The following is a 15956-nucleotide window of genomic DNA, read 5'->3' as shown; positions in this document are numbered from 1 at the left end:
GTTTAATTAATAACTAGTTATACAGATCGAATAAACTAAAAAAAACAACCCCTAAATTAATTGAATAGGAGTGGTTTCAATGTCCAAAGCAGAAAAAGGCATGACGCTTGGCGCTCTGATCATGATGATCTTTACCTCAGTATTCGGGTTTGCCAATGGACCGGTAGCCTTTTACTTGATGGGGTATGGCTCAATCGTCTTTTATGTCGTAGCCGCAATTCTATTTTTCATTCCTTTTGCTTTGATGATGGCAGAGTTTGGGTCAACCATCAAAGGTGAAAATAGTGGGATGTATAAATGGTTAGAAGTCAGCGTAGGACCACGTTTCGCATTTATCGGAACATTTATGTGGTTTGCTTCTTATGTTGTCTGGATGGTATCTACATCATCTAAGGTTTGGATTCCTTTTACTACAGCGTTTGCTGGAAGTGACCAAACTCAAAAATTACACATGTTTGGTTTAAACTCAACACAAATGGTTGGGATCTTAGCCTGTGTCTGGATGGTAATTGTTACTTTAGTCTCTATCAAAGGGGTTAAAGGGATTGTTAAAATTACTAGTCTAGGTGGACTTGCTGTAACGAGTTTAAATGTTGTGTTGATCGTGATTTCAGGAATTATCTTGGTCGCTAATGGTGGACATTTAGCTCAACCATTTGATCACATTTTACACTCTCCAAATCCTAGCTACCAAAGTCCAATTGGTTTATTAGGTTTTGCTGTATTTGCTATTTTCGCTTATGGTGGATTAGAAGCTGTAGGTGGGATGGTCGATAAAACACGTAATCCAGAAAAAACGTTCCCTAAAGCGGTTGTTTTCTCTGCCTTGATCATTTCTGTAGGATACGCACTAGGGATCTTCCTTTGGGGTGTAAGTACAAACTGGCAAGATGTTTTATCAGGTGATACAACGAACTTAGGAAATATCTCATATGTTATGATGAATAACTTAGGAGTAGAGTTCGGTAATGCTATCGGTCTTAGTCATTCGGCCGCTATCAGCATGGGGAACTGGTTTGCTCGTTACACCGGTTTAGGAATGTTTTTAGCCTATAGTGGTGCGTTCTTCACATTGACTTATTCACCATTAAAGACAATGATTATGGGAACACCTAAAAAATTATGGCCTAAGAAATTTACGGAATTGAATGAAAATGGTATGCCTAGTTATGCAATGTGGGCACAATGTTTGATCGTTGTGGCGATTATCTTAATTGCATCATTTGGAACACCTGATCCATCAGCTTTCTATAATATCTTGACTTTGATGGCGAATGTATCAATGACATTGCCATACTTATTCTTGATCTATGCTTTCCCTAAATTTAAACAAAAACCAGGGTTAGATCGTCCATTTGAAGTATATAAATCTCATGGATTAACGATTGCGGTTAGTGTCGTTGTCTTCTTACTTGTTTTAGGTGCGAATGTCTTTACGATTTTCCAACCAATCATTGAAGGCGCTGGTGTCCGTGATACATTATGGATGATTGCCGGTCCAGTTGGATTTACGATTGTTGGTATTATTCTTTACCAAAACTATATTCGTCGTTCGAAAGCAGAATAAAAATAAAAAATCCTCAGCAGAGAATTGCTGAGGATTTTTTTTAACCAATTTTTCTTTTTTCAATTCGGTGGCTATTTAAAAACCAATGATGATGATAATCACCCACTAGTGCACTAAAAGGAATACCGGTGATGTTTTTTTCGTGAAGAACAGCTTCTAAATAATTTTTTAACACCCAAGGATCTTCAATCCGTGAGACGTTTAATGCTAAAGTATCCGCGATGACTTCTGGTGAAGTATGTAGATCTTTGGCTATTTGTTCTAAAGTCAGACCTGTACGTTCAAAATTTTCTTGAAATTCTTTTTTTGTATTATATGTTTGTTGAGCAGTTAAAGACATGGTATCCGCTTCTTTCTTAAAATAAATAGTTGTAATTTAAACTATATGAAGAATAATTCATTCGAGTTTAGTTGTCAAATAAATAGTTGTGATTTTAAGTATATCCTAGTAAATTAAATTGTACTAACCTGGCTTATTTCTCTAAAACAAGTTAATTTTATTGAATTAATTGCTTTTAGATTAATTTTAAATTAACCTTTTATCATTTTTTTACATCTGTTATAATTGGCATCACATCTTAAGGAGGAGCGAAAGCATATGACAATTTATAATTTCTCAGCTGGTCCAGCAGTCTTACCCAAAAAAGTATTAGAAACTGCGCAGTCCGAATTGTTAAATTACCGAGGTAGTGGCATGTCGGTCATGGAGTTGAGTCATCGGTCCTCCTTATTTGATGAAATCATTTGCTCGGCAGAATCTTTATTAAGAGAATTAATGGAGATTCCTGATAACTATAAAGTATTATTTCTTCAGGGTGGAGCCAGTCTACAATTTAGTATGGTGCCATTGAACTTAGCTCAAGGTAAAAAAGCTTTGTATGTAGATACAGGCGCATGGTCTAAAAAAGCGATCAGCGTAGCAAAAGCAATTTCAACACTTGATGTAGAGGTTATTGCCTCAAGTGAAGATAAAAGTTATAACTACATTCCAGAATTGCCACAAACGGTAGATCAAGCAGCGGCTTATGTTCATATCACAACCAATAATACGATCGAAGGGACCGCCTATTCGACGATCCCCAATTTTGGAAAAGTTCCTGTTGTAGCTGATATGTCATCAAATATTCTAGCTAATGATTATCAAGTAACTGATTTTGGCCTGATCTATGCAGGCGCACAAAAAAATATTGGTCCAGCAGGATTAACAGTCGTAATTATTCGTGAAGATTTATTAAATCAAACAGCTATTTTTGCCCCGATGCTCGATTATGCTCTACAGGTTAAAAGTAATTCAATGTACAATACACCACCGACTTATAGTATTTATATGGCCAAGCTAGTTTTTGAATGGTTGAAAGACCAAGGAGGTATCCCAAGTATTTTTGAGAAGAACAAGGAAAAGGCTAAAATTTTATATGATGCTATAGAAAAATCTGAACTTTTCAAAAGTCCAGTTCGGTCTGACAGTCGTTCTTTGACCAATATCCCATTTGTCACAGGAAATGTTGAATTAGATAAAGCTTTCAATCAAGCAGCCCTAGCTGAAGGATTTCAAAACTTAAAAGGGCATCGCTCTGTAGGCGGAATGCGAGCTAGTTTGTATAATGCCTTTCCACTTGAGGGCGTCAGAGCATTCGTGACATTTATGGAAAAATTTGAAAGTGAACAGGGAGGGAAGTAAATGTTCCAAATAAAAACATTCAATACTATTGCCCCTGAAGGATTAGAACGATTTGATCAAAAAAGCTATCAAATCAATAAAAATGAAACTCCAGATGGAATCATCTTAAGAAGCCAAAAGCTCCATGAGTCTGATTTGCCAGCATCTGTATTAGCTGTAGCACGAGCAAGAGTGGGGACAAATAATATTCCGGTAAAAAAATGCACTGAAAAGGGCATCGTTGTTTTTAATACTCCCGGAGCAAATGCGAATGCAGTTAAGGAGTTAGTAATTGCTAGCTTACTATTAGCTGTGCGACCAATGGTAAAAGGAATTAACTGGCTTCAGCAACTTAGTGGTCCAAATGTAGATGAACAAGCTGAAGCCAAAAAAGCTCAGTTTGCTGGAACAGAATTAGAAGGAAAAAAATTAGGGATCATTGGTTTAGGTGCTATCGGAGCAATGGTCGCCAATGATGCGTATCGGCTAGGGATGGAAGTAACTGGATATGATCCGTATGTTTCAGTTGATACGGCATGGAGTATTTCTAGGAGAATAAGACGAGCAAATGATTTAAAAGAGGTTTTAAATCACTGTGATTTTATTACGATGCATGTACCACTGAATGATCAAACACATCACTTGATTGGTGAGAAAGAACTATTACAAATGAAGCCGACCACTCAATTACTAAACTTTGCCCGCGGTGAAGTCATTGATACAGATGCTGTTTTAAATGCAATCAACAAAAATAAACTTGCCGGATTTACGACCGATTTTGCGGAAGAAAAATTGCTTCATAATAAAAAAATTACTGTCTTACCACATTTAGGCGCCTCAACGGCAGAAGCTGAAGTGAATTGTGCCAAAATGGCAGCACGTGGCTTAAAACGATTTTTAGAGACAGGTATCATCAAACGCTCAGTCAATTTTCCTACTGTGGAAATGGCATTCGAATCGCCCTATCGGATCACGGTGATCAATCAAAATATTCCGAATATGTTAGGGGTGATCGCTTCTGAGATTGCGGCTCTGGAAGTCAATATCGATAATATGGTCAATCGAGGAAAAGAAGACTATGCTTATACTTTGGTTGATATTTCTGAAAAAAATCCTAAGAAAATTTCTGCTATTATTGAAAAATTAAATCAACTTGATGGAATTATTCGTGTACGTGTGATCAAACAACAGGAAGGGGAATTTTAATGGTCCAAGTATCGCCATTTAAAGCTATTCGACCGGATAAAAAACTGGCTCATAAAGTAGCTGCCTTGCCTTACGATGTCGTGAACTCACAGGAAGCACAAGAACTCGCACAAGGAAATCCTTATAGTTATTTTCATATTGATAAAGCAGAGATTGATGTATCGCCAACGCTTTCTGCTTACGATCCGCAAGTCTATCAAAAAGCGGCTGAAAATTTAATGGATTTTTTAGCTAAAGGATGGTTAGTCAAAGAAGAAGTAGCGGCCTTTTATTTATATGAGTTAGTGATGGATGGACGTAGTCAAACTGGGCTCGTGACCTGTACGTCGATTCAAGATTATCTAGCAGAAAAAATAAAAAAGCACGAATTTACGCGTCATGAAAAAGAAGTCGATCGAATGAATCACATCCGAACGTGTGATGCTAATACAAGTCCAATTTTTTTGAGCTATCGTCCGCAAGCCGATATTCAAGCATTCATTGAAGAATGGAAAACCGCTCATGCACCAATTTATGACTTTGCTAGTTTTCATGAAGTAACTCATCGCGTATGGATGATTAATAAGCAGCCAGCAATTCAAAAAATCAGCGATTTATTTACAGCAGTTGAAACATTGTATATTGCTGATGGCCATCATCGAACAGAATCAGCAGTGAAAGTTGGCTTAGAGAAACGAAAAAATGGTCAACAAAATAGTGAAACAGAAAAATTTTTAGCGATTATTTTTCCAGAAGACCAGCTAGCGATTTGGGAGTATAATCGAGTACTTAACGTTGATGTACCGCAAGATTTCTTTTCACGTGTGGCTGAAAACTATATAGTGACAAAAACAGAGCGTAAGAAACCAAGTCAAGCGGGTGACTGCCAACTATATGATGGTCAAGCATGGTATACATTAAGAATCAAACCCGAGAAAATCCCTAAGGATCCAGTTGGTAAATTAGATGTTGCTTTATTACAAAAATATATATTGGAAGCTATTTTTGATATTAAGGATATTCGAACGGACCAGCGAATTGATTTTGTTGGTGGGATTCGTGGAACAATGGAATTAGAAGAATTAGTTGACTCTGGTGACTGGCAATTAGCTTTTTCGATGTATCCAACTCAAATGAAGGATTTATTAACAGTGGCTGATGCGAAAAAAATCATGCCACCAAAATCAACTTGGTTTGAGCCTAAATTATTGAGCGGCCTATTTTTACATGACTTAGAAACAAAATAACTATTAAAAGACTCTGGATTTAAGAGTCTTTTTTTTGTAAATTTTTTGTTGGCTAAGGTATTCTAAAGATGGGGGGGAGAATCGATGAAAAATAGCGTCAATTATTTTAAAAATAATAAATTGTTGAGTTTCTCATTTCTATTAGCTGTTATTAGCTGTATCATCGGGAGATTTTCTGTTGAAGATATCGATTTTAAAGTTATCTTGACATTGTTTGGTTTGATGCTATTGATCCAAGGATTTGAAGAAATTGGTTTTTTACGCTTTGTGGCTGAAAGATCACTGCATTATTCAAAAGACAGTCGTCAATTAGTCCAATTAATGATTGCTTTATCTTTGATAGGATCCATGTTTTTGACCAATGATGTAGCAATTTTAACACTATTACCGATCTATTTGAAAATCTTACAATTATTACCACAGTTCAAGGGCCGCTTTTTAGGCGCAGTTTTGATCATTGTAGCCGCAAATTTAGGGAGTAGCTTTTTTCCTTTTGGAAATCCTCAGAACTTATATCTATACGATTTTTATCATGTGGCGTTAGGACAGTTTTTATCTTGGATGGGGGCGGTCTTATTATTGAGTATTGTGTTGCTCGGTATACTTACTTTTTTGATAGAGAAGGATCCTTTGACAGAAATGACGCTTAAAGAGTACCAGGTAGATCGAAAAGCAGGGCTGCTCTTCGCACTGTTGATGCTCGTAATGATCCTAGTCGTTTTGAATATTTTTTCATATTTATGGGCAGTTGCAATGGTTGCAATGATTATTTTATTTTATCGCCGAGAATTATTTGCTCGTGTCGACTATGGTTTGCTACTGACGTTTGTTTTCTTTTTCATCATCGTTGGAAATATTGGGCAAATGGCTACAATCAAAAATGCTTTACAGTCATTGGATGGACGCAACGTTTATTTAGCCAGCTTGGGATTAAGCCAAGTTATTTCAAATGTACCTGCCGCATTTTTGATTGCACCTTTTACGACGGATCAACAAGCCGTGATTTTAGGAGTGAACATCGGTGGTTTAGGTACTTTGATTGCTTCGTTGGCAAATTTGATCGGTTATAATTTATTTCGGGAATACTATCCAGATGAAACAAGAAAATTTTTAGGAGTCTTTAGCGGCGTTAATTTTTCACTCTTACTGGTTTTAGGGGGGCTTTTTTATTTTGTAATCCATTAAAATTGGCTAGCTTTTACTAAAAGTTAACTAAATTTTCTATGGGAATTTCTCTATAAATGATGAAAGCGTTTTTAAAAATGATAAGCTTGAGGTGTAGTTAAAAGGAGGATTTCTGATGGAAAACAATACTAAATTAATACACGGCTATCGCGCCTTTGATGAAACCACTGGTGCATCATCGATTCCCATCTATCAATGCTCAACATTTAAACAAACCACGATTCGAGAAGGACAACCGTATACGTATTCCCGTTTCGGAAATCCGACACGTACGGCTTTAGAAGAGGCTGTGGCTGCGATGGAGAATGGAAAATATGCGACGGCGTTTGCTTCAGGAATGAGCGCTATTTCAGCCGTTTTATTGAGCTTTGGTCAAGGTGATCATTTAGTGATGTGTAAAAGTATTTATGGTGGGACTTTTCAATTAGTCAATGAGGTCATGCAACGTTTTGGAATTGAGGTAACCTTTGTAGATGAAACAAATCTGACTGCTTGGGAAGAGGCGATCCAACCAAATACCAAAGGAATCTACCTGGAGACACCATCCAATCCATTGCTGTCAGTGACAGATATTGCTGGAGTGGTCTCGATCGCCAAAGCACACGGACTAGTCACAATGATCGATAATACCTTTATGACCCCACAATTCCAAAAACCTTTAGATTTAGGGGTAGATATTGTGATCCATAGTGCTACAAAGTTTATCAATGGGCATAGTGACGTTGTTGCAGGACTAGTCATCACCAATAATCCGGTTTGGCATGATCAGATTTATCTTCAACAAAAAGTATTGGGTGGGATTTTAGGTGTCGAAGATTGCTGGTTGACGATGCGGGGACTCAAAACGATGGGGTTACGAATGGAACAAAGTGTTCGTAGCGCAGAAAAAATCAGTCAAATGCTAGAACAACATCCCGCAGTAAAAAAAGTCAATTATCCTGGCTTAAAAAATCATCCCGGATATAAAATCCAAAAGCAGCAAGCATCGTCTGGTGGTGCTGTATTGTCTTTTGAATTAGCCAATCAAGAAGCTGTTTTTACTTTTGCAGAGGCTTTAAAAATTCCGATTGCAGCGGTTAGCCTAGGTGGAGTTGAATCCATCTTATCTTATCCTGTGACTATGAGTCATGCTTGTGTACCAAAAGAAGAACGGGAGAAACAAGGTGTGACTGAAGGGTTACTACGATTGTCTGTAGGCATCGAAGATACAACGGATTTATTGACTGATTTGAGACAAGCATTAGCAAAAATTGACGTAAAAATAGAAAAATAAATAAATAGCGTTGGGATTTTTATCCCAACGCACTTTTTTTTCGGTATAATAGAAACATCTTTTAGAGGAAGTGAACGTGGATGGGAAGTAGTATTGCCCCAAAAATTTTATTAGCAATTATTATTATTTGCTTGATTATATTTTTTTTCTGGCGCTGGAGTAACAAGAAAAAGCAACAAAAAGCTGAAAGAACTGAAGCAATTACCGTACCAGAAAAAACTAACGATATTGTTGCAATAATAGAAGCTTCGATTCAAACAATGCAATCGTATAAGAACAATTTGAATAAATATGGCTACGTTTATTTTCAAGAAACGACCCCATTTGTTGTTCAACAATTAAAAGCTGAAGCAGATAGTTTACTGGTAGCGGAAAGAGAGAATCAAAAAATTTTAATCCAGTTACAAAATAATTATAAAAAACTGGAAAATTTTTACCAATCAGAAGCGACAGATCCTAAAAAAACAGAGTTGGAAGTACTGAATCATGTGAATAAGACAATGATCACTTGGCGGAATCTGTTGAAAGAAAACCGGTAGTTTTCAGGCATCACGCAGCAGCTACAGAATTTTAGCAATTATTAGCCGTCTATTTGAGTATCCCCAAAAAACCGTTTGAACATCATTGTTCAAACGGTTTTTTGGATAAAAAAGACACGTAGTTTCCATACGTGTCAAAATAATTTATTTAATGTGTAAACGACGGCGAATACCATCTACTCTGGGTCCAATTAATTTATCAGCTAACCGCGTTTTTAAAGCTAAGACGATATAACTCAAACCACCAAGAGCTGCAACGATTAAAATAATGATCATCGATTGGATTTTAGAATCAGAACTTAGTACAACTTCACAAGCAGACTTCACAACCAATGCGACGATGCCCATCGCTAGTGCCATCATTGTGATTTTGCCAATAGTTTTCAAGGTATCTCTAAAAGCGAATCCGGTCAGTACATGGATGCGATCCAGTAAAAACATATTTGCAACGAACAGTCCAACAAAAGTAGCAATCAACGGGCCATATGAGCGGAACATGTAGATTAATGGGAACTGAGTCAAAACTTTGACTAAAATACCAACACCTAAGAACCAAACAGCTTGCATATTTCCATCCAGACCTTGAAGCATGGTTGAACAAACCATAAATAATCCCATCATGATCCCAACGATACAAGACGCAGCCAATAGGTGAGCACCTTGTAAATTAGGACGATAGAACAATGTATTCAACGGATATGAAAGAACAATCATCCCAACCGTCGCAGGCATCATTACAAAGAATAATAATTGGATATTATTCGTTACTAATTTGGCTAATCCAATATGATCTTTTTTAGTGAAACGCTCTGTGATCAAGGGAAGTCCGGCAGTTGCCATGGCAGTTCCTAAGGCGATCACGACCATAGTTAATTTATCTGGATTGGCAGAAATCAAAGCAAATAGCTCTGCATTTTTAGCGGCAGAATAATTTGTAACCATTCCCATGATCGATTCAAATGAATATTGATCGATTAGCTTGAAAATACTGATTCCGCTACCGACGATGATAAACGGAATTGCTTGGGCAATCATTTGTAAGACTAATTGACGGCCAGAAAAACTAATTTTATTGCTACTCTCTTTGATTAGTTCTCTGAATGTCGCCCGTTCTTTTAATAATGAAACAAGTAAAACAGCCATTGCGAAAGCCACTCCGATAAACGCGGCAAAAGTTGATTGAACGACGGCAGTTTTGTAGCTGCCTTGATGGACTTGCATGATGATATAAGCTGTAGCTAGCATATAACAAACGCGAGCTATTTGTTCAATGATTTGCGAAATAGCATAAGGTTTCATATTGTTATTTCCTTGGAAGAAGCCACGAATCACGCTCATTGCAGGGAAAATCAATAAAACAACGCTTAGTGATCGCATAACTGGAATCAAATCTGCATTTCCTTGAGCTAAGAAAGGTGCTCCTAGGTACATGATCCCAGCACAGACGATGCCACCAATCGTCATCAAGCGTAACGTGTAGAAGAGCAATTTTTTACTTAATCCATATTCGTTCATAGAATTGTAGCGAGCAGTTTGTTTTGCAACGGCTGCGGGGATACCAGCAGTTGAAATCATCAAGAATAATGCATACACATTATAGCCTTTAGTATATAGATAATTGGCAGCTTCTCCATGAGGCTGCATCCACATATACCATGGGATGACATATACAGCTCCTAAAAGACGAGAAAAGATATTTCCGACAGTCAGCCAAGCGGTGCTTTGGACCATTTTCTCTTGGGCAGTTGCTTGTTTTTTTGGTGCAGTAGTAGCGGTATCAATTGCTACTTTTTCTTCGGGCTCATTTTTAGCGACGGGAGCCTTCTCAGTATGATAACGGGCCATCCGTGAAGAGCTATTTTGCGCTCCCGTTTCATGTAAATTTTTTTCAGTCATATAAACCAGCTTTCTACAAAAGTGTCCTCCATATTTTACCTGTTATTCCGTTAAGATACAATCCTGTCTGTAAATTATTAAAAAAATCGAATGAATACTCTAAGTGATTTTATTTATAGCATTAACGAATAAGCGAAATGAAAAAAGCCCTTATTTAAAAGGGTTTTTTCAACGTAAATCTGCTTCAGTGATCATTGAAAGATAGTCATCCACAACAGTAAGCAAGTTTTTCATTTTAGCTTGGTTGAATGGGGAGTAAAGATTGCCTAGTTTAACGGTTTCTAAGAATGTTTTACTGCCGCCGATTCGACAAATCGCTAGATAATCGGTCCAAGTAGTGGGATCTTTTTCTACGATTGCACGTTGCCAAAATTGTAATGCACACACTTGAGCTAAAGTATAATCAATGTAATAAAATGGGACTTCAAAAATATGGCCTTGACGATACCAATAGATTCCACGGGCCAACGCTTCAGATGCTTGATAATCACGTTCGGGACAATATAATTTTTCGAGTTTCCGCCAACAATTTTTTCGTTCTTTCGGTGTCCATTCAGGATGTGAATAGACTTTTTCTTGAAAATGATCGACTAATGCGCCATAAGGCAGAAATTGTAAGGCACTACTTAAGTGAGCAAATTGATATTTTTTACTTTCGTCTCCAAAAAAGTTAGACATCCAAGGCCAAGTTAAAAACTCCATACTCATCGAATGAATCTCAGCAGTATCTGAAGTTGGAAAAACTAATTCAGGTTCTTCGATCCAACGAGATAGATAGCTTTGGAACGCATGACCAGTCTCATGGGTCAGTACGTCGACATCGTCAGAAGTGCCATTAAAATTTGCGAAAATAAACGGCATTTTTACTTCATCGATGTATTCACAGTACCCACCACTTTGTTTTCCAGGCCGACTAAGCAAGTCCATTAATTGATCTGTGATCATTTGGTTGAAAAATTCACCTGTTTCTGGTGATAGTTCATGATACATTTTTTGTGCTTCATGAACCAATGTTTCCGCATTGCCGCGAGGTTGAGGGTTTCCATTGGGATAGACAAGTGGCAGATCGTAATACTCTAACGAGGTAACATTTAATCGTTCTTTTTGTCTTTGGTATAATTTTTGGTTGATTGGTACGACATCTTCAATGATAAATCTGCGAAAGGCTTGAAGTTGTTCACGGTTATAACTCCAGCGATTCATCAAGCGATCCCCATATTCTACATAATTTGCAAAACCTAATTTTTTCGCTTGTTGGTCTCTTAACTGAACAAGTTGGTCAAAAATTTGATCGAATTCTGCTTCATGATCACTAAAAAATGCAACATAGACTTCTTGCGCTATTTTACGTAGTTCACGATCGGGGTGGCTGAAATAGGCTGCTAATTCGGAAAGAGTACATTTTTTTCCATCAAACAATAATTCCGCAGAGGCAATCAATTGAGTATATTGACTAACTACTTCATTTTCTTTTTGTTTCAATTCAATGACTGATTCGTCTAATAAAGCAAGCTGGTCTTCTGCAAAAAGGAAAAGAGTTTCTGGATAGTCCTTCAGTAATTCCTTTTTAAAGGGAGAAGAGAGCAAACTTTGGTAGAAAGTATTATGTATTTGGTCAACTAGTGGTTCATGATGGTCCCAAAATTCATTTTCTCGATTGTAAAAATCATCTTTTGTATTAATAGAATGGCGGATATAAGCTAATTTCATATTTTTAGCCATGGCACTGCGTAGCGTATTTAATTTTTTCAAGGCTTGTTTAGCCTTAGTGTAATCGGTTGCTGTTGAAAAGGCTTGTGTTGCTGACTCAAAGGTGTCTTTGTATTGTGTTAGATCAGGACGTTCGTAAAGAAAGTCTGAAAACATAAATAAATTCCCCCAATCTTTTAGTAAAATCACTTATTAAAATAAGTACCCTCTATTATACCAAAAAAACCTGCCAGTAAGTTGAACTGACAGGTTTTTAATACTATGAATTTACTGGTGTTAATAAATCATTGATGGGGGTATAATCCATGGCTAAGTCTTTTGCGACCGCTTCTAAAGTTAATTTTCCATTGAAAGTATTTACTCCACGGCGGATCGCTAAGTTGTCAGCCAATACTTTTTCTAATGGATTATTAGCTAAGATATTTGCATAGGCCATCGTACTATTACTTAAAGCATACGTGGCAGTTTGTGGTACTGCACCTGGCATATTAGCCACGGCATAATGCACGACACCTTCTTTAACATACGTAGGATCATCATGGGTCGTTACGCGATCTTCTGTTTCAAATATTCCTCCTTGGTCAATAGCAACATCGACAACCACTGAATGGTCAGGCATTACAGTAACCATTTCTTTCGTTACCAAAGTAGGCGCTTTATGACCCGGAATCAAAACAGCACCAATGACTAAATCAGCTGTTTTCAAGCATCCTTGAATATTAAAACTGTTAGACATCATTGTTTGAACACTATTGCCAAAGATGATGTCTAATTCTTTTAATCGAGCAACACTAACATCTAGGATCGTAACGTTCGCACCTAATCCGACTGCGATTTTTGCTGCATTCAAACCAACGACACCGCCGCCGATGACGACAACATTTCCGCGACGTACGCCAGGAACACCCGACAATAAGATTCCTTTACCGCCATTGATTCGTTCTAAGTAGTTGGCACCGATTTGTGCGGCCATGCGACCAGCAATTTCACTCATTGGAGCAAGCAAAGGAAGTGTGTTATCTGCTGGTTGAACATTTTCATAAGCAATGGCATTTACACCATTTTCGATCAATGCCTCGGTTAGTGGTTTATTGGCAGCTAAATGTAAATAAGTAAATAGGAGTAGTCCTTTGCGGAAATATTTATATTCTTCTTGTAAGGGTTCTTTTACTTTCATAACCATCTCTGCAGCCCAAACATCTTCTGCTTTCTCAATGATCGTAGCACCAGCTTCGATGTATTCATCATCTGAAATAGCAGAACCTTTCCCCGCATCTTTTTCTACTAAAACTTTGTGACCACGATTTGTTAGATCGAAGACACCAGAGGGGGGAAGAGCAACTCGGTTTTCATTGTTTTTGATTTCTTTTGGGATTCCAATAATCATTTGACACACTCCTTTTTACAATTTTTCACGCGAATTTGAATTCGCTTACATTATAATTGTACAGGTTTTTGTGAATATTTCAAATAAGAATTTGCCTAGTATGATTAACTATAGTTGATCTTGAGGTGTGGGAAAAAGTATATAATTAATTAATGACGTGTTCTATTTATTAGAAAGCGTCTAATTATTAAGAAATTGGGTCGATATTTTGTATTTGTTTAATAAAAAGGAAAATATCGATCAGATGGACCAGAAAATATTTGCTTAAAAGGCATTTAGTGGAGATAATAGAGCCAGAGTATAAGGAGCGAAATAAATTATGCCGGAACAACGGATTGACTTATTAAAAGAACAAATTAGTTTTCTAGAAGCGCGATTAATCCGCTATGAAGGGTTACTTAATGGTTCTACCCTAAATAGAATCATCTTTGGCGGTGGTCGTCGAGCAAAATTAAGTATCGTCGAAAGTATTATCGCTGTAATCGTCTTGTTATATACGATACTGCGGGTAAATTTGAATGCTATTGCTATTGTCGTAATCATTTTAGCCTGTGTAGTTATCCTGTTTTCATTGGTCGAATTGAATTTGATTCATAAAAAAAATGGGAAAGAAAAATATCAGCGAATGATCGATAGTTTGACAGCAGAAAAAAAATCGATGGAAAAAGAATTAGTACGTTTAAAAAATGAAAAAGACACAGCAGAATAATTATTCTACTGTGTCTTTATTTGTCTCTATAAATTGTTGACTCTGTTCTTTTTGCAACTGATCGACTAGATTTTGAATTTTATTTAATGATTGGATACTGGGACAAAGTTCAACGGCAATAATCGGCGTTTGACATGTCGGAACATCAAAAGTTGAAGTACTAATCACGATATCGCTCTTGTTAAAAACAGTTAATAAATTATCGCCTTGAATTTCATCCATACTGACTTCTTGAAGTCGATAATTTCCGCGAATCGAAAATTTGATAAATTCTGTTAATAATGCTTCTTGCATTTTTGAATCTGTTGAAATAATCGTGATATCAACAGGCTTTTCACTTTGTTTCATCCCATTCATACAACTAGGAATCGTAGCGATGATTTGATAGACATAATTATCGATAAATTCAGGTGTGTTGAATAATTGATATTGCTCTGTAAATTCAACGACTAATTGTCGTAATTGATAAACACAGTGAGCATGGAAGGCCTCTAGCAATTGAAGACAGTCTCGTTTACGATCTTGAACGACACTGATAAATTCTTTTGTTTTTGCATGAAAAAGGTGTTGATTGATCAAAATCGTAGCAAGTCCATCTTTTTGTTTTTCACTCAACGGTTCAATCAAACGCTCGCTCAACGTCTCAGCAAATTCATAATGGGTCTCATAGTGATAAGCCAGCGAAAAATTTGTGCTTAATGACTTTTCTTTTTGTTTTTCACTTAATAAAAAGAGATCCGCATATAATAACCAAAAACTGTCTTTCATGATATCTTCAGAATAAATCAAGCGTAATTCTTTTCTCAAATAAGGGCTAAAATTATTGATGGTATTTTGATTCGGTGCATCAATACTAGTCGAGCTTAAATTACGGGAAGAGATCCGATGACCTTTAGAAATACGAATTAAACTAATAAAAAAATTCAAATTCAACCGATTATATTGGGCCAATGAAACCGAGAGTTGATTTTCGGTGACCATAGAGCGAACGATTGCATCTCCAAATTGAAAAAATTCAGCACTGTAACGTGTTTGTTCACGGACAAATTTCTTTTCTGAGAAATAGAGGAAGAATAGATGTCGGATCGCAATCTCATTACCAGTTATACGAAAAGGTCGACGTTCAACCGTCAATTTCCATTGTCCTAGTGCATTTTGCAGATCTTTCATTGCAGACTGCACAGTGGTCAAACTACAAAATAGCTTTCGTGACAACTCCTGTAAGGTCGAGCAGTCCTCAAAAAAGATAGCTTCTAAGATTTTAAAAGCCATTGATTGGTTGATCAATGTAGCAAAAAGAACATCGATCGTCGCGTTGTCAGCTAACTCTAAACGGTACAAACTATTTTCACGGACAATCTTGTAATAATCACTTTGGGTATTGATTGAGCGAATATCATTTAAGAGCGCTGGAGTCGTACATTTTGTAATTTTAGAAAGCTCTTCACTAGACCGTGGGTTCGGTGAGTAATACAGCGTTTCGATTAGCTGCAATTGCCGCTGACTGTCTCGTTTAAGTAGATGGCGTAAGTTCATTGCGATAGTCCTTTCGTGATGTTAGTGGTTCGTATTGATTAATAAATTGTTGGATTCGTTCG

Annotated in this window: 13 protein-coding genes; 8 read left to right on the top strand and 5 right to left on the bottom strand. The window is 37.0% G+C overall.

Annotated elements, in window-relative coordinates; genetic code table 11:
- Positions 1-79: 79 nt before the first annotated feature.
- Positions 80-1567: a glutamate/gamma-aminobutyrate family transporter YjeM gene (yjeM, locus tag RV04_RS04480; RefSeq protein WP_071857273.1), complete on the top strand. Its 1488-nt coding sequence runs from the start codon at positions 80-82 to the stop codon at positions 1565-1567.
- A gap of 40 nt (positions 1568-1607) precedes the next feature.
- On the opposite strand, the gene RV04_RS04475 is transcribed toward yjeM, so the two are convergent.
- Entirely contained in the window at positions 1608-1907 is a 300-nt protein-coding gene (locus RV04_RS04475; RefSeq protein WP_071857272.1) for a DUF2316 family protein, read from the bottom strand.
- A gap of 258 nt (positions 1908-2165) precedes the next feature.
- Between RV04_RS04475 and serC the strand changes: the two genes are divergently transcribed.
- The 6 genes from serC to RV04_RS04445 all read left to right on the top strand — a co-directional run bounded on the left by serC (position 2166) and on the right by RV04_RS04445 (position 8656).
- The gene (serC, locus tag RV04_RS04470; protein ID WP_071857271.1) at positions 2166-3248 is read left to right on the top strand and encodes a 3-phosphoserine/phosphohydroxythreonine transaminase; all 1083 of its coding nucleotides are present in this window, start codon (positions 2166-2168) and stop codon (positions 3246-3248) included.
- Positions 3249-4433: a phosphoglycerate dehydrogenase gene (locus RV04_RS04465; protein ID WP_071857270.1), complete on the top strand. Its 1185-nt coding sequence runs from the start codon at positions 3249-3251 to the stop codon at positions 4431-4433. It abuts the gene before it with no gap.
- On the top strand, positions 4433-5659 hold the full coding sequence (locus RV04_RS04460; protein WP_071857269.1) for a DUF1015 domain-containing protein: 1227 nt from the start codon (positions 4433-4435) through the stop codon (positions 5657-5659). The genes RV04_RS04465 and RV04_RS04460 overlap by 1 nt, the downstream gene beginning before the upstream one ends.
- Positions 5660-5743: 84 nt before the next feature.
- Entirely contained in the window at positions 5744-6844 is a 1101-nt protein-coding gene (locus tag RV04_RS04455; RefSeq protein WP_071857268.1) for an SLC13 family permease, read from the top strand.
- A gap of 115 nt (positions 6845-6959) precedes the next feature.
- A complete protein-coding gene (locus RV04_RS04450) occupies positions 6960-8117 on the top strand; it encodes a trans-sulfuration enzyme family protein (protein WP_071857267.1) in 1158 nt (385 codons plus the stop codon).
- Positions 8118-8197: 80 nt separating this feature from the next.
- Positions 8198-8656, top strand: a complete 459-nt coding sequence (locus RV04_RS04445; protein ID WP_071857266.1) for a hypothetical protein — start codon at positions 8198-8200, stop codon at positions 8654-8656.
- Positions 8657-8800: 144 nt separating this feature from the next.
- On the opposite strand, the gene RV04_RS04440 is transcribed toward RV04_RS04445, so the two are convergent.
- The 3 genes from RV04_RS04440 to ald form a co-directional block, all read right to left on the bottom strand.
- On the bottom strand, positions 8801-10552 hold the full coding sequence (locus tag RV04_RS04440) for a putative polysaccharide biosynthesis protein (protein WP_084405521.1): 1752 nt from the start codon (positions 10550-10552) through the stop codon (positions 8801-8803).
- Positions 10553-10720: 168 nt separating this feature from the next.
- Positions 10721-12418 (bottom strand): M3 family oligoendopeptidase, encoded by a 1698-nt coding sequence (locus tag RV04_RS04435; RefSeq protein WP_071857265.1) that lies wholly within the window; start codon positions 12416-12418, stop codon positions 10721-10723.
- Between the two features lie 103 nt (positions 12419-12521).
- The gene (gene ald / locus RV04_RS04430; RefSeq protein WP_071857264.1) at positions 12522-13649 is read right to left on the bottom strand and encodes an alanine dehydrogenase; all 1128 of its coding nucleotides are present in this window, start codon (positions 13647-13649) and stop codon (positions 12522-12524) included.
- Positions 13650-13968: 319 nt separating this feature from the next.
- Between ald and RV04_RS04425 the strand changes: the two genes are divergently transcribed.
- Entirely contained in the window at positions 13969-14358 is a 390-nt protein-coding gene (locus tag RV04_RS04425) for a hypothetical protein (protein WP_071857263.1), read from the top strand.
- Here RV04_RS04425 and RV04_RS04420 read toward each other — a convergent pair whose 3' ends face one another.
- On the bottom strand, positions 14359-15894 hold the full coding sequence (locus RV04_RS04420) for an AcpB/EbpR/MafR family transcriptional regulator (protein ID WP_071857262.1): 1536 nt from the start codon (positions 15892-15894) through the stop codon (positions 14359-14361).
- Positions 15895-15956 lie beyond the last annotated feature (62 nt).

Origin of the sequence: Enterococcus hermanniensis, from assembly GCF_001885945.1 — a bacterium.
GTDB lineage: Bacteria > Bacillota > Bacilli > Lactobacillales > Enterococcaceae > Enterococcus_A > Enterococcus_A hermanniensis.
This window is presented reverse-complemented; position numbering and strand designations above follow the sequence as displayed.

Bases quoted from the DNA above. Each gene is read 5' to 3' on its own strand.
- yjeM (WP_071857273.1), top strand. From the start codon at position 80: ATGTCCAAAGCAGAAAAAGGCATGACGCTTGGCGCTCTGATCATGATG.
- RV04_RS04475 (WP_071857272.1), bottom strand. From the start codon at position 1,907: ATGTCTTTAACTGCTCAACAAACATATAATACAAAAAAAGAATTTCAA.
- serC (WP_071857271.1), top strand. From the start codon at position 2,166: ATGACAATTTATAATTTCTCAGCTGGTCCAGCAGTCTTACCCAAAAAA.
- RV04_RS04465 (WP_071857270.1), top strand. From the start codon at position 3,249: ATGTTCCAAATAAAAACATTCAATACTATTGCCCCTGAAGGATTAGAA.
- RV04_RS04460 (WP_071857269.1), top strand. From the start codon at position 4,433: ATGGTCCAAGTATCGCCATTTAAAGCTATTCGACCGGATAAAAAACTG.
- RV04_RS04455 (WP_071857268.1), top strand. From the start codon at position 5,744: ATGAAAAATAGCGTCAATTATTTTAAAAATAATAAATTGTTGAGTTTC.
- RV04_RS04450 (WP_071857267.1), top strand. From the start codon at position 6,960: ATGGAAAACAATACTAAATTAATACACGGCTATCGCGCCTTTGATGAA.
- RV04_RS04445 (WP_071857266.1), top strand. From the start codon at position 8,198: ATGGGAAGTAGTATTGCCCCAAAAATTTTATTAGCAATTATTATTATT.
- RV04_RS04440 (WP_084405521.1), bottom strand. From the start codon at position 10,552: ATGACTGAAAAAAATTTACATGAAACGGGAGCGCAAAATAGCTCTTCA.
- RV04_RS04435 (WP_071857265.1), bottom strand. From the start codon at position 12,418: ATGTTTTCAGACTTTCTTTACGAACGTCCTGATCTAACACAATACAAA.
- ald (WP_071857264.1), bottom strand. From the start codon at position 13,649: ATGATTATTGGAATCCCAAAAGAAATCAAAAACAATGAAAACCGAGTT.
- RV04_RS04425 (WP_071857263.1), top strand. From the start codon at position 13,969: ATGCCGGAACAACGGATTGACTTATTAAAAGAACAAATTAGTTTTCTA.
- RV04_RS04420 (WP_071857262.1), bottom strand. From the start codon at position 15,894: ATGAACTTACGCCATCTACTTAAACGAGACAGTCAGCGGCAATTGCAG.